Raw genomic sequence first — 19,383 nt, 5'->3', positions numbered from 1 at the left:
GCCGGAACATAAAAATCTCTCTTTTCCAGGGCACGGAAGCCCAGAACAGACCGAGGAACGCCGTCAGCGTAACCACGGCTCGGTCGGGGGGCCAGTGATTATTTCCGGGCACCGCCGCACCGTGTGCGCAGCGGAGTCGTGTCTCCGGAGCTGATGCGTCCGGGCCGGGCCGACGTCCTGACGATGGTGCCGCACCGCCGTCTGCTGTCCCTGGACGAACACGTGGAGCACACGGCGGCCAAGCCGTTGATCGTCCCGGAGATGATCGTCTGCGACCACGGGGAGGTGTTCGTCGCGCACAACTTCCGTGCCTCCTGCCGCCTTCCGGAGACGGATTGCCAGCCCACCCATGAAGGCGCCCATAAAGGTGCCCATAAAGGTGCCCATGAAGGCGCCCATAAAGGTGCTCATAAAGGTGCGCCCTTGGGGAAGGGGCACATTGAACAAGCAGTTGAACGCAAGCGCATCACCGGCTGCCCGCACCGCGACCGCACGCGATCGATGAGTGCCCATCGCTTCAGGTCCACTGCCGGAGCAACCGTCAAGGCCCGGGGAGGCGAGCACCGACCCAGCGACTCCACCTGGACAGTGGTCGTAGCCGGACCGGCTCCCGCCTCGGATACCGTGTTCCTCCACGGGGTGCCATAACGGATGTGGCGCCCTCTGCCGGAGGTAGTCAGCGTATGAGTTCAAAGCGCAGCAAGAATCCAGCCCTGCCCGTACTTGACGACGCATTTCGACTCGCGTCGGTCAAGGAGGCCGAAGAGTCCACCCGTGAGGTGGCCGCGCGGCTGGCCACCACCGAGCTGCGCCGCGTTTCCCACCCGGGCCGGGTCACCTGGGAGCCCACCGAGCAGGCCGAGCCCGTACCGGTCCCGCCGACTGTGGTCGACGGTGACGGGGACCTGTGGCTGCGGGACCGGGGCACTGGCACCTGGACCATGCCCGAGTTCGACCCGAAGGAGTTCCCGGCCCGCTGTGGCGAGGTTCTGACGTGGAACGAGCTTGCCTGCGAGTTCGGCCCGCTGACCGGACTGGCCGACGACCGCCGCATGGGCGGCGGCCGGCGCTGACCGCGCAGCCTTCCGGGACGACCGCGCCCCTGAACGCCCGCTACAGGTAGCTGGGGGGCGCCCCAGCTCACCGCGCGGCTCGACGATGGCGGCGAGCAGGTGAGCGTGGCGGTGGCACGCGGCCGCCTCGAGCAGCGTGGTTGCCCGGCTCGATGGCGACCGGGGACGCGTTCCGTGCACCGCGAGGCCGCCGAGATCCTCCGACTCCGCACCGGGGGGCGGCCGACCGTCCGGGTTCGGGCGAGCGTGACCCGGTAGCAGGCCAGGGCTTCCCGCTCGCGTTCCCGCGCGATGCGCGTGAAGCCGAGAGTGGAGGGTGCGGCGGATGTGCGGCGCGGGATCGTTCCGCGGGGTCTCTCGCGTGCCGCGTGGCGTGGTCGGGACGTGCCGCGTGGGCGTGGTCAGGAGGTGACGAGCCCGGCGAGCTTGCGCAGCGACTCCTGGAGCGCCGCCGTCGCGGAGTCCTTGAGCCTGCCGCCCATCAGTGAGACCGCCGCACCGGTGAACTCCCCGTCGATGCGCATCGTCGTGGCGTCCCCCTCCGGGGTCAGGGAGTAGCGCATGGCCAGGTTGACCCCCATCGGCCCCTTGCCCCGGGTCGCCAGCAGGCGGCCCTCCTCAAGGCCGTCGACCGTCCAGATCACCTCGGCGGGGAAGCCCATGAGCTTCATGTTCTCCTCGTAGGTGGCCGCGAGCTCCAGCTCGGCCGGGCCGCCCTCGGGGAAGCTGGTGTGGGTGGCGTTCCACTCCCCGTACGACGAGAAGTCCGTCAGACGGCCCCAGACCTTCCCGGCGGGCGCCTCGATGCGTGCCTCGGCGCTGACTTCAGCCATGCGACCACCCCTGGTTCGTCCGGTTTCGGTGTCGCGGAAGGTAGCGGGGGCCGCCCGAACATTCAATACTGATGACCCGTCAGATCTGTTGGGGCTGCCTGTTCCACCAGATCGTCGCGGAGTCGAACCTGTCCGACGCGCGGGGGTGCGGGCCCTCGTCGTGGCAGTGGAAGGCCGACCAGAAGAGATCGGCGGGCAGGGCGTCGTCGGGTGCGTACACGCGGTAGACGTACTGCAGCCCGTCCTGGGCGAGCAGCGCGACCATCCAGAACACCCGTTCCTCCTCCCCTTCCGCTCCCGCCGCGTCCGTGTGGCGTGGGGGACGTGTGCGCGGGGGCCTGCGGTTGCCGCGGGGGCGTGAGACGCAAGGCGGCGCGCGCTCCGGACCGTCATGGTTGTGCCGTTCGGCACGATCTCATCCGCAAGGATGACGGACGGCTCCGGTGTCCCCAACTTCGGTGGGATGCCCAATGGGTCGCTCCGGGGATGCCCTTCGGCCGAGGGACTGATGGGGTAGAGGTGTGCAAAACCGGACGCCGCGCATGCCTGACCAGCCCGCACCGAACCACACCGAGAACGATGCCCGCTTCACCGTGGAGCTGGCATCGGTGCTGACGGGTGCGCGCAGGCGCGCCCTGCGCGACGGTGACCGGCAGATCGACACCGCCCACCTCCTGCATTCGCTGATCGAGACGGACCCCGAGGTCCGCGAGGCCTTCGACGGCGGGTCCCAGTTGGCCAAGGTGCTCGGCTATCTCGTCCAGCGCAGCATCGGCTACGGGCTCCGCTGGCAGGGCTCCGTCGAGGATTCCGGCGCCGTTCCGGTGGTGCGCGACCCGGCGGTCGACGGCTGGTCGCCCTCGGCCCTCGCCGCGATGGAGGGCGCGCTGTACCGTGCGGCGTCGCGCGGCGAAGCGCGTGCCGCCGGCCTCGATCTGCTCGCCGCCCTGGCGGCCGACACCGAGTGCCGTGCGGTGGAGGTGCTCGCCCGCGGGGGCGTGGACGCGCGGTGGCTGGCGGACCGGGTGGTCGTGCTCGCGGCCGAGGCGGCGCGACACGCGTGAGCCGCCCCATGACGGTGATCCCTCGCCCCCCTTCCCCGGGCGCGGCCGGAGGGCCGTCTCGACAGGTGTCATGGGGGTGACGGTGCTGTCGACTGCTGCCATGATGTGCCGATGCAAGCGTCTTCGGGATTTCAGGGCAGAAGTGCCGGGCTGGGCCTCGCACTGGTCTCGGCCTTCGCGTTCGGCGGTTCGGGAGTGGCGGCCAAGCCGCTGATCGAGGCGGGGCTCGACCCGCTGCACGTGGTCTGGCTACGCGTCGCGGGCGCCGCCGTCATCATGCTCCCGGTCGCCTGGCGACACCGGAATCTCGTACGGGAACGCCCCGCGCTGCTGGCCGGGTTCGGCCTGTTCGCGGTGGCCGGGGTCCAGGCCTTCTACTTCGCCTCCATCTCCCGTATCCCGGTCGGTGTGGCGCTCCTGGTGGAATACCTGGCACCCGCGCTGGTCCTCGGCTGGGTCCGCTTCGTGCAGCGCAGGCCCGTCACCCGGGCCGCCGCGGTCGGGGTGGTGCTGGCGGTCGGCGGCCTGGCGTGTGTCGTCGAGGTCTGGTCCGGGCTCAAGTTCGACCTGCTCGGCCTGTTGCTCGCCCTCGGCGCGGCCTGCTGCCAGGTCGGCTACTTCGTTCTCTCCGACCACGGCGGGCAGGACGGCCGGGACGGCGGGGGCAAGCACGCCGGGCCTCCGCACCCCGTCGGGGTCATCGCGTACGGACTGATCGTCGGCGCGGCCGTCCTCACCGTCGTCGCCCGCCCCTGGGGCATGGACTGGTCGCTGCTGGGCGGCAGCGCGGGCATGAACGGCGACGAGGTCCCCGCCTGGCTGCTGCTCGGCTGGATCGTGCTGCTCGCCACCGTGCTCGCGTACGTCACCGGGGTCGTCTCGGTCCGGCTGCTCTCGCCCCAGGTGGCCGGAGTCGTCGCCTGCCTCGAAGCGGTCATCGCGACCGGACTGGCCTGGGTGCTGCTCGGCGAGCATCTCTCCGCACCGCAGCTCATCGGCGGATTCGTGGTGCTGACCGGCGCGTTCATCGCTCAGTCCGCCGCGCCGAAGCCCCCGTCGGGTCCCGTCGCCTCCGGTGCCGGTGCCGGAGCGGTGGCCGGCGTCGCCGAGGGCGAGTTGTCCGGCGGCCGGGCCCCGCATTAGTGTGACGGCCATGCATCTGACTGTGCTGCCGCCCCCCGCCGCCTAGCGCGGGCGGCCACTCCTGACGAAGACCGGGCTCGGGCAGTCCCCGAGCGGCTCGTCGCTGCCCGCGTGCGGAGCCGAGCGACCTGCCACCCTGTCCTCCTCTGGAGAAGTCGTATGTCCATCCCTGTTGCTTCCGCGTTGCCCGTCGGGCGAAGCATGCTGTATCTGGTCGTCGCCGGAGTCGCCTGGGGCACCGCAGGCGCGGCCGCGTCCCTGATCTTCCGGGTCAGTGATCTCGGCCCCCTCGCCCTGTCCTTCTGGCGCTGCGGGGGCGGTCTTCTCCTGCTGGCCGGGGCGCTCGCACTGCGCCCCCGCCGGACGCCCCGGGTGCCCGAGCCCCGGCCTCGCCGACTGCTCCGGATTCTCGGTACCGGCATCGGTCTCACCCTGTTCCAGACCGCGTACTTCGCGGCCGTCGAGGTCACCGGCCTCGCCGTCGGCACCGTCGTCACGCTCGGCGCCGGGCCCGTCCTGATCGCCGTCGGGGCGCGTCTGCTGCTGGGCGAACGCCTCGGCCGGGGCGGCCTGGTCGCCGTGACCGGCGCGCTGACCGGGCTCGTCGTGCTGGTCCTGGGCGGCGAGGGCGGCGACGTCGTGCCGGCCGGGGTGCTGCTCGCGCTGCTGTCCGCCGCCGGGTACGCGGCCATCACGCTGCTCACCCGTTGGCTCGGGCGCGACGGCGGCGGCGGTGACGCGCTGACCACCAGCGCCTGGGCGTTCGGCATCGGAGCGGTGGGCCTGCTGCCCATGGCCATGGCCGAGGGGCTGGTGCCGCACACCGCAGAGACCGGGCAGGTGCTGTGGCTGTTGGTCTATGTGGCCGCGATCCCCACGGCGCTCGCCTACGCGCTGTACTTCGCCGGGGCGGCCGCCGTCCGATCGGCCACCGTCTCGGTGATCATGCTGCTGGAGCCGGTGAGCGCGGCCGTCATCGCGGTGACCGTCCTGCGGGAGCGGTTGACGGCGGCCACGGTCCTCGGCACGCTGCTCCTGCTGTCCGCGGTGGCGGGACTGGCCCTCGCGGAGGCGCGCGACGCGGCGGCGGCCCGTCGGCGGCAGGCCCTGCCCGTGTGACTACCCCGCCCGGCGGGGCGGCGGGTGCCGGTCGCGGCGGACATGGCCGCCGCGGCCCCGGTCGGTGTGCCGCCGCGGTCTCCGTCAGAGCGCGGACAGGTAGTCGGGTACGGCGATGGCCGGATCCATGTCGTCCGCGGGGACCGGCGCCGCGTAGCCCCGGGTGAGCGGCACGATGCCGGTCCAGTGGGGGAGGGTGCTGTCCTCGGGCTCGTCGTTGGGCCCGCCGGTGCGGACCTTCGCGGACACTTCGTTCAGGTCCAGCCGGATCACCGCCGTCGCGGCGAGCTCCTTGGCGTCGGCCGGCCGGGAGTCGTGGGAGCGGCCGGGCACGACCTGTTCCACGATCGCGTCCAGGGCGAGCCGTCGCTCCTCGGGGTCGGTCACCGTCACGGCCGTGCCGTGCACCACCACCGAGCGGTAGTTCATCGAGTGGTGGAAGGCGGACCTGGCCAGCACGAGGGCGTCGACATGGGTGACCGTCAGGCAGACCGGCAGCCCCGGGTCGGCGCTCCTCGCCGAGCGCAGCGGTCGTGAGCCCGTCGAACCGTGGACGTACAGCCGCTCTCCTATCCGGCCGAAGAGGGTCGGCAGGACGACCGGGGCGCCGTCGCGCACGAAGCCCAGGTGGCAGAGGTAGGCCTCGTCGAGGATGGAGTGGACCAGCTCGCGGTCGTAGGAGGCGCGCTCCTTGGACCGGGTGGGCACCGTGCGGTCGGTGGGCAGGTAGGGGGCGGCGACGCCGGAGCCCGTGCCGTCGGGCATTGCGGTGTGCTGCATTTGCTGACTCCATTGCACTAGTGCATACTATTGTTTGTGCTAGGAGAGTATCGGATCAGTGGGCGGCGCGCAGCGGAGATCGCCGCCAGCGTGGAGCGCGGGGTCGGCACCGGAGACCTTCCGCCGGGTCAGGTGCTGCCCCCCATGCGGGAGTTGGCCGCACGTCTGGAGGTCAACCCCAACACCGTGGCCGCCGCCTACCGGACGCTGCGCGAGCGCGGCGTGATCGAAACGGCGGGTCGGCGGGGGAGCCGGGTGCGTCCGGCCCCGGCCAGCACGTCGCGCGGGTCGCTGCGGATCGAAGCGCCTCCGGGCGTACGGGACCTCGGCGAGGGCAATCCCGATCCGGAGCTGCTGCCCGACCTCGGGCCGGCGCTCGCGGCGGCCGCCGCGGCCGACGCGGAGAGCCATGGTCTGTACGGGCAGGCGGCGGTGGTCGCGGAGTTCGCCGCGTACGCCCGCGCCGCGCTGGACGCCGACGGGGTGCCCGCCGGGCCGGTCGCCGTGACGTCCGGAGCGCTGGACGCGATCGAGCGGGTCCTCGCGGCACACCTGAAGCCGGGTGACGCGGTGGCGGTGGAGGACCCCGGCTGGGGCAGCGTGCTCGACCTCGTACCGGCGCTCGGGCTGCGCGCCGTGCCGGTCGGCGTGGACGACTCCGGACCGCTGCCCGCGGATGTGGAGCGGGCGCTGCGGGCGGGGGCGAGGGCCCTGGTCGTCACCGACCGGGCGCAGAACCCGACCGGCGCGTCCCTGGACGCGCCGCGCGCCCGGGAGCTGCGCGCGGTCCTCGGGCGCTACCCGGAGGTGCTGCTGATCGAGGACGACCACGGACACGCCATCGTCGACCTGCCGCTGCACCCGCTGGCCGGGGTGACGGCCCACTGGGCGTTCATCCGTTCGGCGGCCAAGGCGTACGGCCCCGATCTGCGGGTGGCCACGCTCACCGGGGACGCCGTCACGGTCGACCGGGTGGCGGGGCGGCAGCGGCTCGGGCCCGGCTGGGTCAGCCGGCTGCTCCAGCGTGCCGTGCTCCAGTTGTGGACCTCGGGGGCCGTCGACACTCGTGCGGTGTCACGCTCCTACGGGGACCGCCGGGACGCGCTCATCCGTGCGCTGGCGGAGCGTGGCGTGAGTGCCCGGGGCCGTAGCGGGATGAACGTGTGGGTGCCCGTGAGCGACGAGACCGGGGCCGTCGCCCGGCTGCTCCACGCGGGCTGGGCGGCGGCCCCGGGCGCACGCTTCCGGCTGGACACGCCTCAGGGGGTGCGGCTCACCGTCTCCCCGCTGACCGCGGCGGACATCGGGCCCCTGGCGGACGCGGTGGCCGCGGCCGCGGCCACCGCACGGCCGGTCAGCTACGGCTGAGACCGACGGCGTCGGCGTCCGGCGGCAGGGCTCGGTCCGCCGCCGGCTCCGGTGGGGCGGCGACCGGAACGGCCGCGGGCCCCGGTGGGGCGGCGGCAGGAGCCCCCGCGGGCTCCGGTGCGGCGGCAGGGCGGGCCCGGCTCTGGGTGAGGGCCGCCCCGACGAGGACGATCAGCGCCCCGACCGGGGTGTTCCAGCTCAGCTGTTCGCCGAGCAGTGCGACGCCTGCCGCCGTCGCGATCACCGGAATGAAGTACGTGACCATCTGGGCCGTCGTCGGGCCGACCTCCTGGACCAGGCCGTACTGGAGCAGGACGGCGAGGCCCGTGCCGAGCGCGCCCAGGGCGATCACCGAGAGCGTCGGGAGCAGCGGATAGGACGTTGGCGCCGAGGTGAACAGCGGGGTCACCACGGCCAGTTGCAACGTACCGAGGAAGAGCTGGCTGCCCGTGAGCGCCAGCGTCGACGACCCGGTTCCGGCCAGGGTGCGGCGTACGTAGATCCAGCCGACCGGATAGCAGAACGAGGCGAGCAGCGCCATGCCCGTACCCGGCAGGTCCAGGCCGGAGAACCCCTGCCAGGCGCCCAGCACCGTGAGGACGCCGAGGAAGCCGACGCCGAGACCGCCCACCCGGCGGCGGGTCGGGCGGTCCTCGGACAGGGCGATCACCGAGAGCGCCATGCCCCACAGTGGCGAGGTCGCGTTGCAGATCCCGGCCAGCGTCGAGGGGATCGTCAGCTCCGCGTAGGAGAAGAGCGAGAACGGCAGTGCGTTGAGGAGGAGCGCCGCGACCGTGAGGTGCCCCCAGGTCCGGGCGGAGCGCGGAAGCCGATCCCGGCGCATCGCCATGGCGGCGACCAGCACCGCCGTACCGGCCAGCAGCCGACCGAAGGTGACCTGGAACGGGGCGTAGCCCTCGGTCCCGACCTTGATCAGCAGAAAGCTGAACCCCCAGATCAGCGAGAGCCCCGCGAACCGGATCCGCCAGTCGAGGGCGGGGCACCGCACGGCGGGCGCGATCGGGGCCGCCGGAGGAGGCGGCGGGGGAGGTGCTGACGCCGGGGTCGTGACCGTCGGCTCGCAGGTAGCGCTCATGAGGTCAACCCTGACGAAGATGACATCGTAGGACAAGCGAATCTTTCTGTGCTTGTTCGCGTAGCATCGCTTACATGTTGAACCTGGAGCGGCTGCGCACGTTGGACGCCCTCGCCCGGCACGGCTCGGTGAGCGGGGCGGCCGACGGGCTGCACGTCACGACCTCGGCGGTCTCGCAGCAACTGGCGAAGCTCGAGCGTGAGGTCGGGCAGCGGCTGCTCGCCAAGAACGGCCGAGGCGTCCGGCTCACCGACGCCGGCCGGCTGCTCGCGGACCACGCCGCGCGGATCCTGTCGCAGGTGGAGCTGGCCCAGTCCGACATCGAGGCACAGCGCGGCGAGGTCGTCGGCGAGGTACGGATCTGCGCCTTCCCGACGGCGGCCCGCGGGTTGTTCCCCGCGATGCTCACGGCCTTGCGCGCGGACCACCCCGATCTCGCCGTCCGCACCCGGGAGCTGGAGCCCGAACAGGGGCTGCGCGCGGTGCTCCGCGGAGACGTCGACCTGGCCGTCGTGCTGGACTGGAGCAACAAGCGGCTGCCCGTGCCCGGCGGGCTGGCCAAGGCCGAACTCCTCGACGACGCGCCGGACATCGCCATGCCGGCCGGGCATCCGCTGGCGGACCGTGACGAGGTGGCGCTGGAGGACTTCGCGGACGACCCGTGGGTGTCCTGGCCCGAGGGCGAATTCTGCTACGAGTGGCTGATGTTCACGCTGCGCTCCCGCGGCATCGAGCCCCGCATCGCCCATCTGGCGGGTGAGCACCACACACAACTCGCGCTGATCGCGGCCGGGTTTGGCGTCTGCGTGGCTCCTCGGCTGGGGCGCGGTCCGGTCCCCGAAGGCGTGCGGCTGGTGCCCGTGCGGCAGACCATGCGGCGGCATGTCCACGCGGTCTGGCGCACGGACGCGGACCGTCGGCCGTCGGTCCGCGCCGCGGTGAAGGCGCTGCGGGCGGCGGGGGCGGGGGCGGGTGGGGCGGCGGACGGCGGATGAGCTCCGGAGGTCGGGGGCGTTGTGGCCGCGGGCGGAAGCTCAGTCGAGATCGGCGAGCTTGCGGAAGTCCCAGGACGTGATCGTCTCCGGGATGAGCCGCAGCCACGCGTGCCGTCCGTCGTGCGGCATCTCCGCCATGCCGAAGTACTTGGCGGGGAACAGCCGCTCCGGCTCCACGAGTTCGGAACAGGGCTCGCCCGTGCGGGGCGCCTCGCCGACGAACTCCGCCCGGCCGGTGAGCTCCACGCCGCGCAGCTCCTCGTACCCCTCGCCGTCGTCCACGACCACGGCGATCCTGGCGTCCCCCCGCAGCTGGGACCAGCGCAGGCTGCGCGTGATGGAGTACAGCCAGAGGGAGCCGCCGTCCCAGACGAACCACAGGGCGCCGACGTGCGGGGCGCCGTCGGGGCCGAGCGTCGCCACCCGGCAGGTGCGCTGTTCGCCGAGATAGGCGTCACGCTCCCCGGGCGTCATCATGATCCGGCGGCCTCGTCGCTGGGTGTCGGTCATGGTCGCCCTCTCCCCTCATATGACTGAGTGTCAGAAATCATGGGCGCTCTTCCTTCCTGACGCAATGGCCGCTACTGTCGCGCGCCCGGTCCGTCCACGGAAGTCCGTTCACGGAAGTCCGTCCCGAGGAGCCCGTACTCCCGGGCGGCGGTCACCGAGAAGGGGAGGAGCGCCCGTGGAGTCGAGGTCATCACAGGAGCGGCTCACCGAACTGCTCGACCACGCCACCACCGTCCTGCTGACCGTCGAGTGCCAGCAGGGCGTCGTCGGGCCGGAGAGCGCCCTGCCCGAACTCGCCGCCGCAGCACGCTCGTCGGGCGCGCTCGACAACATCGCCCGCCTCGTCGTCGCCGCCCACGGAAATGGGGTCCAGGTGATGCACGCGGTCGCCGAGAGCCGGCCCGACGGTCGCGGCGGCAACCACAACGCCCGGCTCTTCCGGGCCGCCGCCCGGCTGCCCGTCCAGCAGCACACCGGCAGCACCGCCGTCCGGATCGCGGCCCCCATCGAGGTGGCCGACGAGGACCTCGTCGTCCGCCGGCTGCACGGCCTCTCGCCGCTGGCCGGTACCGACGTCGACCCGCTGCTGCGCAACCTCGGCTGCCGGACGCTCGTCGTCACCGGCGTATCGGCCAACATCGCGATCCCCAACGCCGTCTTCGACGCGGTCAACCTCGGCTACACGGCCGTCGTCCCGGCCGACGCCATCGCGGGGGTACCCGCCGAGTACACCCCCGCGATGGTCCGCAACACGCTCGCCCTCGTCGCCACCGTCACCACCACGGACGCCGTACTCGGCGGCTGGAAGCGACCGCGCGGGCAGGGGCCGGGGCAGGAAGCGGCTACGCCAGCCTGATCGAGTCGCCCTCGACGGTGATCTCACGGGCGGGCAGCGGTCGCGTGGCGGGCCCGCCGGTCGGGCTGCCCGTGGCGGCGTCGAAGGTGGAGTCGTGGCACGGGCACGTGATCGTGCCGTCCGAGACGTCCTGGACCGCACAGCCCTGATGGGTGCACGCGGACGAGAACGCCTTGAACTCGCCCGGCCGCGGCTGGGTCACCACGACCTTCTCCGCGGCGAAGACGACTCCGCCGCCCTCCGGGATGTCCGCGGTCGCGGCGAGCACCTCTCCACCCTTCCCGCCGCTCCCGGGCTGCTCGACCGTGTCCGAACTTCCCGAACCGTCCGATCCGCCGCACGCGGTGAGGGCGGCGGCCGCTCCGGCCGCTCCCACCGCGGCGACGACCGTGCGGCGTCCGAGGAGGCTCCGGCGCTCCTGTGTTGCGCTCATCGCGGCATAGCCCTCGTCGGTCTTCTTGTCGTTCCCGGCTCGGTCACTTCGGTCAGGGGTACGTGCCCCGGCGAAACGATGTTCACGCCGCGATCCCGCGAGGTCGGATGCCGCTGGACGGCCCCGTCGGCCGGGGGTAGTTTCGCCGACCTCTGCCGCCGCCGTCAGGGGAGTCCGCGTTGGTGCTGGTCGGACGGACCGAGGAACGGCACGCCCTGCTCGACGCGATCAGGGCAGGGGCTCGACGTCGCAGATCGTCGCGGGCGTGGACTGGGTGGCCAGGAAGGCACAGAAGCCCGCCATCGTGTCGTCACCTGCCCCCGGGTCCTCCTCCCCGAACAGGCTCCTGGACGTCACCGACCTCGGCGGCGGACCGTCCGAACCGGGCAAGCCGGTGGCCGCGTTCACCACCCAGTGCTCCACCTCCACCCCGGCCTGCTCCTTCGACGCCTCCGCCTCCAGCGACCCGGACGGCGACATCGCCTCGTACGCCTGGAAGTTCGGCGACGGCGCGACCGGCTCCGGCGCCGACGAGAGCGGCGGTGGCGGCGAAGGTCGCCAGACCCCTGCGGACTCTTCGTGCCGTTGCGGTGATGCGCACGGGTTCCCCGATCCGTCTCAGTCGCGTTGAACGGCTGTGAGGCCAGCCGACTCGTGTGCCGAATCCCTACCGACGCCTGACCGAGGCGGGGCGGTTCCCGGGGGCCTCGGCGAGGTCGGTTGGGTGAGCGCGAGTCAGTCCGGCCGCAAGGGCCCCGGCTGCGCCGCGAGTTCGGGAGTCGGGCGGTGACGTCCCGTTCCGTTGGGCGGGCGCGACGGCGCCGCTCCTGTACCTCTTTCGATCACGGCTTCCGTCGTCGGCGGCGACGTGGCGGAGGGTGCGGTCCAGTGAAGCGCGGCGATGACCGGCGCGAACCTGCTGGGCACCGAAGCGCCTTCGGAGGGCTGCGCAGTGGGTACATGACGCCGTCCCCCAAGGGGGAAGCCACTCGGACATGGGGGAGTCCCGTGAAGGTCATGGCCAGGCGGAGACGGCCTGCGAGGACGTCCGGTGGCTGGTGCGCCTCATGTGCGTGGTGCGGGCGCGGCGTTGGTCCGACATCGGCGAAAGCCCGTGGGGCTTGGCCTGTACGTGTCAGGGTGCCGAGGTTTCGCTCTAGACTCCGATCAGTGTTCGGTAAAGCCAGGTGCGGCCCGCGGGGGAGCCCCGCACAGATGATGGGGTAGACAGTGATTTTGAAGACGTTCGGCTGGTCGTTCGCGGTGACCGCGCTCGGCCTCGTCGTGGCGGTGCTGTACGGGGGGTGGGCGGCCTTCGGGATCGTGGCGATCCTGTCCATTCTCGAGATCTCGGTGTCCTTCGACAACGCCGTGGTCAACGCCGGGATCCTGAAGAAGATGAACGCCTTCTGGCAGAGGATCTTCCTCACCATCGGTGTGCTCATCGCCGTCTTCGGCATGAGGCTGGTCTTCCCCGTCGTGATCGTGGCGATCAGCGCCAAGGTCGGCCCGGTCGAGGCCGTGGACCTCGCGATCAACGATGCCGAGCGTTACGAACAGCTCGTCACCGACGCCCACCCGTCGATCGCGGCCTTCGGCGGCATGTTCCTGCTGATGATCTTCCTCGAGTTCATCTTCGAGGACCGTGACATCAAGTGGCTCGGCTGGCTGGAGCGCCCGCTGGCCAAGTTCGGCAAGATCGACATGGTGTCGGTCTGTATCGCCCTGATCGTCCTGGCGATCAGTGCCATGACGTTCGCGACCCAGGCCCACCAGCACGGCGGCCTGCATGTCGACAAGGCGGCGACGGTCCTCCTCTCGGGCGTCTTCGGTCTCATCACGTACCTCGTCGTCGGCGGTCTCTCCGGCTACTTCGAGAACAAGCTGGAGGAGGAAGAGGAGCGCGAGCACGAGGCCGAGGAAGAGGCCAGGAGGAGTGGCCGGAAGGTTCCGGTGGTTTTGATGGCCGGCAAGGCCGCGTTCTTCATGTTCCTCTACCTGGAGGTCCTGGACGCGTCCTTCTCCTTCGACGGCGTCATCGCTGCCTTCGCGATCACCAACGACATCGTCCTGATGTCGCTCGGCCTCGGAATCGGCGCCATGTACGTCCGTTCGCTGACGGTCTACCTCGTCCGCCAGGGCACCCTCGACGACTACGTCTACCTGGAGCACGGCGCGCACTACGCGATCGGCGCGCTGGCCGTGATCCTCATGATCTCCATCCGCTACCAGATCCCCGAAGTGGTCACCGGTCTCATCGGTGTCCTGCTGATCGCCGGGTCCTTCTGGTCCTCCGTCCGCCGCAATCGCAGGCTGGCGGCGGACGGAGGGGAGCAGACGGGTCCTCCCGAGAAGGCCGAGGTCCCCTCCGGCGTCTGAGCCGGCGCGGACCGCGGTCCGGCTCGCGCGGAAACCCGGGCCGGCCGTTGGGCTGCGAGGCGTTTGGACCGGGACGGGTCACCCCGTCCTTGGTGGTGATGACGAGGCCATCGGCATGGGACCCCGGTGGCCTCGTCCGGCGGCGACCACCCTCGGTCACCGCGCTCACTTCGGGCCGGAATCCGGTGGCGGGGGCGCGGCGCCGTCGGCGGTCTGCCCGGAGCGGGCCGACCGGCTTGCCGGCCGGGCCCCAGTGGCCTGTAACCGCCGCCGAACACGTAGACTCCATGGAATGAGTGTGCGCCGTATCACCCCTGGACGCCCGCGAACCAAACCCGCCGAGGAGCGGCGTGCCGACCTTTTGGACTCGGCCGAGAGGGTGTTCGTCGAGCGGGGCATCGACGCTGCTCGGATCGATGAGATCGCTGAGGGCGCGGGTATCGCGATCGGCACCTTCTACCTCTACTTCAGCTCCAAGCGCGAGATCATGCTCGCGGTACAGGCCCGCTTCATCGATCGGCTGGTCGAGCGGCAGAACGCGGCGGTGCGGAGCCTTCCCGCCGACGACTGGGTCGGACGCGTGGACGCCTGGCTCAGTGATGCGGTCCGCGTCTACCTGGAACATGCCGAACTGCACGATGTGCTGTACGGCCACACTCCGATCAACGCGTCGACGGAGATCGAGGTCAGTCCCACGAACGCGCACGTCGAAGCGTTCCGGCAGCTCATCTCCGAGCGCCCCGACCCGCCGGCGGACGCCCCGGACCCCGCCATGGCGGCGCTCTTGATCTACAGCGCCTGGTACGGCGCCACCCACGCGCTGCTGCATCACGAGGCCGAGGACATCGACCGCCTGGCCGAGGGACTCATCGCCGACATCACCGACCTCGCCCACCGCTACCTGCGCGCCGAGGTCTGAGCGCCGGTCCCGTGCACCGAGAACCGGTACACCGCTGCCGTCGACCCCCTGGGCGGGGGGCGACGGCAGCGGTGCGGTTCGGGCGACGGGGGGCCGGTGGGTTGTTCTCCGGGGATCCGTCACGTGTCGCCGGTCAGCCGTTCACCGGGGCGATGCGCCAGTGACGGGCCCGCTCGTACTGTGAGCTCAGCCGTGAGAACGCCCCACCGGCGCGCAGCAGTTCGTCCCTGGTGCCGGCCTCCACGACCCGGCCGTCGTCCAGCGAGACCACATGGTCCGCCGTGGCCAGGGTGGCGGGACGATGGGCGATCACGATCACCGTGCGGTCGGGGTCGTCGCCGAGGTTGGCGATGGCCCGGGTGACCGCGGCCTCGTTCTCCGGGTCGAGGGCGGAGCTGGCCTCGTCCACCAGGACGATCCGCGCCCGCTTGAGCATCGCCCGGGCGATCGCGACGCGCTGGCGTTCGCCGCCCGACAACTGCGCGCCACCCTCGCCCACCCGGGTCTGCCAGCCGGCGGGAAGCCGCTCGATCACCTCGTCGAGCCGTGCCGCGGCGGCGGCCTCCCGCAACTCGTCCCAGGTCGCGTCCGGGCGTGCCAGGCGCAGGTTGTCCTCGATGGTGTCGTCGAACAGGTAGACGTCCTGGAAGACGATGGCGATCTCGTCGAGCAGGGTGCTCGGGTCGAGTTCGCGCACATCGACGCCGCCCACGCGCACCTGGCCCGAGTCGACGTCGAAGAACCGGGCGATGAGCCGGGTCGCCGTCGTCTTCCCGGACCCCGATGGCCCGACCAGGGCGGTGGTGGTGCCCGGCCGGCAGCGCAGGGTCACGTTCTTCAGAGCGGGGGTGTCGCCGCCCGGGTAGGTGAAGGTGACGTCCCTGAGCTCGACGTCGGCCTCGGTGATCAGGCGTACCGGCTCGGCCGGAACCGGCAGAGCCGGAGTGGACAGCAACTCCTCGATGCGCCCGATCTGGTTCCGCAACGCCCGCAGCGCGCCGATGAGGTCGATGAGATTGCCGAGCGGCTCCAGGAAGCGGGCGGCGAGCACGAGCAGCACGATCGCGGTGGCGACCTCGATGCGCCCACTGAGCATCAGCTCGGCGGTCAGGGCGAGCACCGCGACGAACCCGGCCATGATCACGCCGGTGTAGACGAAGAACGGCTGCCGCGCACGGCGCATGCCGTCGCGGTAGGTCTCGCGATGGTCCTCCAGCGCGGCGCGCATCCGGGGCGTGCCCTCGGCGTGGCCTGCGGCGCGCAGCACCGGCTGGGCCTGACCCAGCTCGATCGCCCGGCTGGCCACCCCGGCCGCCGCCTGCTCCAGCTCGCCCTCGGTGATCTCGGCGATGCGCGCGGCCCGCTGCAGGGCCAGGTAGGCGACCAGCGCGATCCCGCACAGCAGCAGCGCCATCCGCCAGTCGACCGTGAACGTCACGACGACGACCGTCGCGGGCAGCAGCGTCGAGGTGATCACGGGCCCGCCGATGGTCACGGCCAGATGGGCGGCGCTGCCGACGTCCGCGGTCACGCCGCGCGCGAGCCGGGCCTTGTGCTCGGCGGTGAACCAGCCCAGCGTCAGGGTGCTCACATGGTGCATCAGCCGTCGGCGCAGTTGCGCCGCGAGCGCGCCCGCCGCCGCGAAGCCCACCGGGGTGGCGATGATGCTCAAGGCCGCGTACAGCGCCGCGCCGATCCCACCGAGCACCAACCACGGGGTGGCCGCGCCGACGTCCGGTTCGGGTCGCACGACCGCGTCCAGGATGGGGATGAGCAGAGCGAGCAGCAGACCCTGCAGGACCGCCTGCGCCGCGGTGAGCAGCCACAGGCGGGCCAGCAGCTTCGGATTCGGCCAGAGTCGGTACAGGCGGCGGATCACGCGAGCACTCCTTCCTGTGCCGCCCACAGCCGGGCGTACAGCCCGTCCCGGACGAGCAGTTCATCGTGGCGGCCCTGTTCGACGAGCCGCCCGTTCTCGAGCACGAGGATCTGGGCCGCGCCCGCGATGGTGTGCAGCCGATGGGCGATCACGATCACCGTCTTGCCCACCGCCAGGTTGGACAGCGCCTCCTGGACCGCGGATTCGCTGTCGGCGTCCAACGCGGCCGTCGCCTCGTCGAGGACGACGATCGGCGCCCCGGACAGGATCGCCCGCGCGATCGTCAGCCGCTGGCGTTCACCGCCGGACAGACTGCCGCCGCCCGAGTCGAGCAGCGTGTCGTACCCGTCGGGCAGGCCCGCGATCACCTCGTGGATGTGCGCGGCCTCCGCTGCCGCGCGGACCTCGGCGTCGCTCGCGCCGGGCCGGCCGATGCGGATGTTCTCCGACACGCTGTCCCGCAGCAGGGCGACGTCCTGGAAGACCAGCGACATCGACGCCAGCAGTTTCGCGGACGGGATCGAGCGCACGTCCACCCCGCCGACCCTGATCGCCCCCTCCGACACCTCGTGGAAGCGGGGCAGCAGGCCGGCCAGGGTCGACTTGCCGGCTCCCGACGGGCCCACGATGGCGGTCACCCCGCCCGGCGGACAGACGGCGCTGATGTTCTCGACCGCGTTGGTCACCCCGTCGTACGAGAACGAGACCCGGTCGAACTCGACGCCGTGGCCCTCGGGCGTCAGCGGAGTCTCGGGCTCGGGCAGCGGGGTGCGCGACAGCAGCTGCTCGATGTTGGACGCGCCCATCCGGCCCTTGCGCACGCCTTGGGCGGCGGTGACCGCGGGCAGGATGGAGTTGGGCAGCCCGATGGCGACGACCAGGAACGTCACCAGGTCGGCGACGCCGAGCGACCCGCGGTCGACGAGGACCAGACCCACGGCCGCCACGGCGGTGAGGACGGCCATCTCCGAGCCGAACAGCCGCGAGACCGCGGAGCTGTGGCGCACCTCGGCGACCCAGGCCGCGAACGCCTGGGTGTGCTCGTCCACGGCGTCGTCGTAGCGGCGCAGGACACGGCCCCCGGTGCCGAACGTCTTGACCACCTGGATCCCGTCGGCGTACTCGACGCTGGCGGCGCTGATGCGCGCGTCGGCGGCGACCAGCCGGTTCATATGGCTTGTCATGGAGCGCATCGAGATGCGGAAGAAGACGCCCATCAGGAGGAGCACACCCAGCACGACCAAGGCCATGCGGACGTCGACGAAGAGCAGATAGCCGGTCGCGACGGCCGTCACGGTGGTCGCTCCGACCAGCTGTCCCAGCGCGTGCGCGATGACCTCGTGCATCTCCTCCAGGTCACCGGTCATCGCCCGCTTGACCTTGCCCGAGCCGACCGAGCGGAACCAGCCCAGCGGCAGCCTGCCGAGATGCGTCACGATCCGCACCCGCACGTCGTGCAGGATCTTCGCGTCCGCGTAGTGCCCCACCCGGGCGGACTGCACGAACAGTACGAGCCAGAGGCCCGCGCCCGCGGCCCCGATGCCGACCCAGGTCCAGATGGCGGTGTGCGACGGAGTGGGGTCGTCGAGCATGAGCCGCGCGATCTCGGCCACGGCGATGTAGGGCACGATCCCCGCCGCCGCGCTCAGGCACGAGAGCACCGCACAGATGACGAGATGGTTTCTGATCGGGGCGAGCAGACGCATTAACGCGCCGGGCCCGGCCAGCCCCGGAGTCTGTGATGTTGATCGTTTCATTAGGGTACCCTAACATGGCGACTGAGGCTCATTCAATAAACATGCACGTCATCCCGGACGCCCCTCTGTCCGGGCTCTCGCCCTCACGGCCTTCACCGAAGGGAACGCCCCGTCATGTTCCGACCGCACTTCGACCCTCTGTCATCGAGCCGCCGCTCTCGCGCTGCTCCCCACCGCCCCAACGCCGCTGTGGTCTGCGCGGTCGTCGCCCTCACGGCGGTCGGTGTCACCGGGTGCGCCGGCGCCGAAGCGGGGCCACGCCAGGACGACAAGGCGAGCCGCATCACCTTCGAGTCCTGTAGTCGCACCGTCCGGCTCGACCGGGTCCCACAGCGGGTGGCGATCACCACGGACGCCATAGCCGACACCCTGTTCGCGCTCGGCGTCGGTGACCGGATCGTCGCGAAGACTCGCGGCGAGTCCGCCCCCGCGCCCGAACTGAAGGAGCGCCTCGCCGCGCTGCCGAGTCTCGGGACGCGCAATCCGGGCGTCGAGGCGCTGATCGCCGCCAGGCCCGACCTCCTGATCACCGATCAGGTCGAGAAGGTCTCCGGCAAGCAGGGCAGCCCGAGCATCGCCGAACTGAGGGAACTGGGGATCGCGACCTACGTGGTCGGCGGCGGTTGCGCCGCGGACCTGCGCTCGGACACCTCCGGACTGGACGCGCTCGACGCCGACCTGCACCAGCTCGGCGTGATCTTCGGCGTGGAGGACCACGCGCACGAGCTGGTCGACGAGCTGCGCGGCGAACTCGACGCCGTACGCCGGAGGACCGCGAAGGAGCCCGAGCGCAAGGTCGCCGAGCTCTCACAGGTCGCCGGCCAGCTCTACGTGACCAGCGGCGGTCTCGCCAACGACGTGCTCGAACGGGCCGGCGGGTCGAACGTCTTCGCCGACCTGCCGGGCCAGTTCGCCCCGGTCAGCCCCGAACAGATCGTCGCGCGCGACCCCGAGGCCCTCGTCGTCGACGACTTCACCGCGACGGAGAAGGGCCGGAACGAGGCGCTCGCGTTCCTGAAGCGCACGTTCCCCACCGTCGAAGCGGTCAAGAAGGAGCGCGTGCTCGTCATCGACGCGGCCAAGACCGGAGCACGCGGCAGTACGCGACCGGTGTCGGGCGTCACCGAGATCGCGGGCTTCCTGCACCCGATCCCGTCCCGCTCGCAGTAGGGGCCCGCG

At 71.7% G+C, this 19,383-nt stretch carries 20 protein-coding genes; 12 read left to right on the top strand and 8 right to left on the bottom strand.

Annotated elements, in window-relative coordinates:
• Positions 1-138 precede the first annotated feature (138 nt).
• Together ACH4RG_RS32540 and ACH4RG_RS32535 are read left to right on the top strand one after the other, a co-directional pair.
• Positions 139-648 (top strand): hypothetical protein, encoded by a 510-nt coding sequence (locus tag ACH4RG_RS32540; RefSeq protein WP_398163301.1) that lies wholly within the window; start codon positions 139-141, stop codon positions 646-648.
• Positions 649-683: 35 nt separating this feature from the next.
• On the top strand, positions 684-1,073 hold the full coding sequence (locus ACH4RG_RS32535; protein WP_397923206.1) for a hypothetical protein: 390 nt from the start codon (positions 684-686) through the stop codon (positions 1,071-1,073).
• 401 nt (positions 1,074-1,474) lie between these two features.
• Here ACH4RG_RS32535 and ACH4RG_RS32530 read toward each other — a convergent pair whose 3' ends face one another.
• Both ACH4RG_RS32530 and ACH4RG_RS32525 read right to left on the bottom strand, forming a co-directional pair.
• The gene (locus ACH4RG_RS32530; RefSeq protein WP_397923208.1) at positions 1,475-1,906 is read right to left on the bottom strand and encodes an SRPBCC family protein; all 432 of its coding nucleotides are present in this window, start codon (positions 1,904-1,906) and stop codon (positions 1,475-1,477) included.
• Between the two features lie 79 nt (positions 1,907-1,985).
• A complete protein-coding gene (locus ACH4RG_RS32525) occupies positions 1,986-2,180 on the bottom strand; it encodes a hypothetical protein (RefSeq protein WP_397923210.1) in 195 nt (64 codons plus the stop codon).
• Between the two features lie 247 nt (positions 2,181-2,427).
• On the opposite strand from ACH4RG_RS32525, the gene ACH4RG_RS32520 reads away from it, so the two are divergent.
• From ACH4RG_RS32520 to ACH4RG_RS32510, 3 genes are all read left to right on the top strand, one after another.
• Positions 2,428-2,970 (top strand): Clp protease N-terminal domain-containing protein, encoded by a 543-nt coding sequence (locus ACH4RG_RS32520; protein ID WP_397932643.1) that lies wholly within the window; start codon positions 2,428-2,430, stop codon positions 2,968-2,970.
• A gap of 111 nt (positions 2,971-3,081) precedes the next feature.
• Positions 3,082-4,113 (top strand): EamA family transporter, encoded by a 1,032-nt coding sequence (locus ACH4RG_RS32515; RefSeq protein WP_398540645.1) that lies wholly within the window; start codon positions 3,082-3,084, stop codon positions 4,111-4,113.
• A 159-nt stretch (positions 4,114-4,272) separates the two neighbouring features.
• On the top strand, positions 4,273-5,232 hold the full coding sequence (locus ACH4RG_RS32510; RefSeq protein ID WP_398540644.1) for a DMT family transporter: 960 nt from the start codon (positions 4,273-4,275) through the stop codon (positions 5,230-5,232).
• 84 nt (positions 5,233-5,316) lie between these two features.
• Here the strand turns inward: ACH4RG_RS32510 and ACH4RG_RS32505 are convergent, their stop codons facing one another.
• Positions 5,317-6,012, bottom strand: coding sequence for a pyridoxamine 5'-phosphate oxidase family protein (locus ACH4RG_RS32505; protein ID WP_397923217.1), 696 nt, complete (start codon positions 6,010-6,012; stop codon positions 5,317-5,319).
• 36 nt (positions 6,013-6,048) lie between these two features.
• Between ACH4RG_RS32505 and ACH4RG_RS32500 the strand changes: the two genes are divergently transcribed.
• Positions 6,049-7,380: an aminotransferase class I/II-fold pyridoxal phosphate-dependent enzyme gene (locus ACH4RG_RS32500; RefSeq protein WP_397923219.1), complete on the top strand. Its 1,332-nt coding sequence runs from the start codon at positions 6,049-6,051 to the stop codon at positions 7,378-7,380.
• On the opposite strand, the gene ACH4RG_RS32495 is transcribed toward ACH4RG_RS32500, so the two are convergent.
• A complete protein-coding gene (locus ACH4RG_RS32495) occupies positions 7,367-8,476 on the bottom strand; it encodes a DMT family transporter (RefSeq protein WP_398540643.1) in 1,110 nt (369 codons plus the stop codon). The two genes, ACH4RG_RS32500 and ACH4RG_RS32495, sit on opposite strands and share 14 nt — an antisense overlap.
• Before the next feature lie 74 nt (positions 8,477-8,550).
• Here ACH4RG_RS32495 and ACH4RG_RS32490 point away from each other — a divergent pair, with 74 nt between their 5' ends.
• On the top strand, positions 8,551-9,471 hold the full coding sequence (locus ACH4RG_RS32490) for a LysR family transcriptional regulator (protein WP_397923223.1): 921 nt from the start codon (positions 8,551-8,553) through the stop codon (positions 9,469-9,471).
• A 39-nt stretch (positions 9,472-9,510) separates the two neighbouring features.
• On the opposite strand, the gene ACH4RG_RS32485 is transcribed toward ACH4RG_RS32490, so the two are convergent.
• Positions 9,511-9,981 carry a pyridoxamine 5'-phosphate oxidase family protein gene (locus ACH4RG_RS32485; RefSeq protein ID WP_397923225.1) on the bottom strand — a complete coding sequence of 157 codons (471 nt, stop codon included), beginning with the start codon at positions 9,979-9,981 and terminating at the stop codon, positions 9,511-9,513.
• Positions 9,982-10,156: 175 nt separating this feature from the next.
• Between ACH4RG_RS32485 and ACH4RG_RS32480 the strand changes: the two genes are divergently transcribed.
• Complete coding sequence (locus ACH4RG_RS32480) at positions 10,157-10,837, top strand: cysteine hydrolase (RefSeq protein ID WP_397923227.1); 681 nt, start codon at positions 10,157-10,159, stop codon at positions 10,835-10,837.
• On the opposite strand, the gene ACH4RG_RS32475 is transcribed toward ACH4RG_RS32480, so the two are convergent.
• Complete coding sequence (locus ACH4RG_RS32475) at positions 10,824-11,270, bottom strand: Rieske (2Fe-2S) protein (protein WP_397923229.1); 447 nt, start codon at positions 11,268-11,270, stop codon at positions 10,824-10,826. The genes ACH4RG_RS32480 and ACH4RG_RS32475 overlap by 14 nt on opposite strands.
• 265 nt (positions 11,271-11,535) lie before the next feature.
• Here ACH4RG_RS32475 and ACH4RG_RS32470 point away from each other — a divergent pair, with 265 nt between their 5' ends.
• The 3 genes from ACH4RG_RS32470 to ACH4RG_RS32460 all read left to right on the top strand — a co-directional run bounded on the left by ACH4RG_RS32470 (position 11,536) and on the right by ACH4RG_RS32460 (position 14,568).
• Positions 11,536-11,901, top strand: a complete 366-nt coding sequence (locus tag ACH4RG_RS32470; RefSeq protein WP_398540642.1) for a PKD domain-containing protein — start codon at positions 11,536-11,538, stop codon at positions 11,899-11,901.
• A 599-nt stretch (positions 11,902-12,500) separates the two neighbouring features.
• On the top strand, positions 12,501-13,649 hold the full coding sequence (locus ACH4RG_RS32465) for a DUF475 domain-containing protein (RefSeq protein ID WP_397923233.1): 1,149 nt from the start codon (positions 12,501-12,503) through the stop codon (positions 13,647-13,649).
• 292 nt (positions 13,650-13,941) lie between these two features.
• Positions 13,942-14,568, top strand: coding sequence for a TetR/AcrR family transcriptional regulator (locus ACH4RG_RS32460; protein WP_397923235.1), 627 nt, complete (start codon positions 13,942-13,944; stop codon positions 14,566-14,568).
• 133 nt (positions 14,569-14,701) lie between these two features.
• Here ACH4RG_RS32460 and ACH4RG_RS32455 read toward each other — a convergent pair whose 3' ends face one another.
• On the bottom strand, positions 14,702-16,447 hold the full coding sequence (locus tag ACH4RG_RS32455) for an ABC transporter ATP-binding protein (protein WP_397923237.1): 1,746 nt from the start codon (positions 16,445-16,447) through the stop codon (positions 14,702-14,704).
• Positions 16,444-18,153 (bottom strand): ABC transporter ATP-binding protein, encoded by a 1,710-nt coding sequence (locus ACH4RG_RS32450; RefSeq protein WP_397923239.1) that lies wholly within the window; start codon positions 18,151-18,153, stop codon positions 16,444-16,446. The genes ACH4RG_RS32455 and ACH4RG_RS32450 overlap by 4 nt, the downstream gene beginning before the upstream one ends.
• A gap of 165 nt (positions 18,154-18,318) precedes the next feature.
• Between ACH4RG_RS32450 and ACH4RG_RS32445 the strand changes: the two genes are divergently transcribed.
• A complete protein-coding gene (locus tag ACH4RG_RS32445) occupies positions 18,319-19,374 on the top strand; it encodes an ABC transporter substrate-binding protein (protein WP_397923241.1) in 1,056 nt (351 codons plus the stop codon).
• Positions 19,375-19,383: the final 9 nt, after the last annotated feature.

It is taken from the genome of Streptomyces sp. NPDC021019 (assembly GCF_044333295.1).
Taxonomy (GTDB): Bacteria; Actinomycetota; Actinomycetes; order Streptomycetales; family Streptomycetaceae; genus Streptomyces.
The sequence above is the reverse complement of the archived record's forward strand: the minus strand, read 5'-3'. Positions and strand labels throughout refer to the sequence as shown.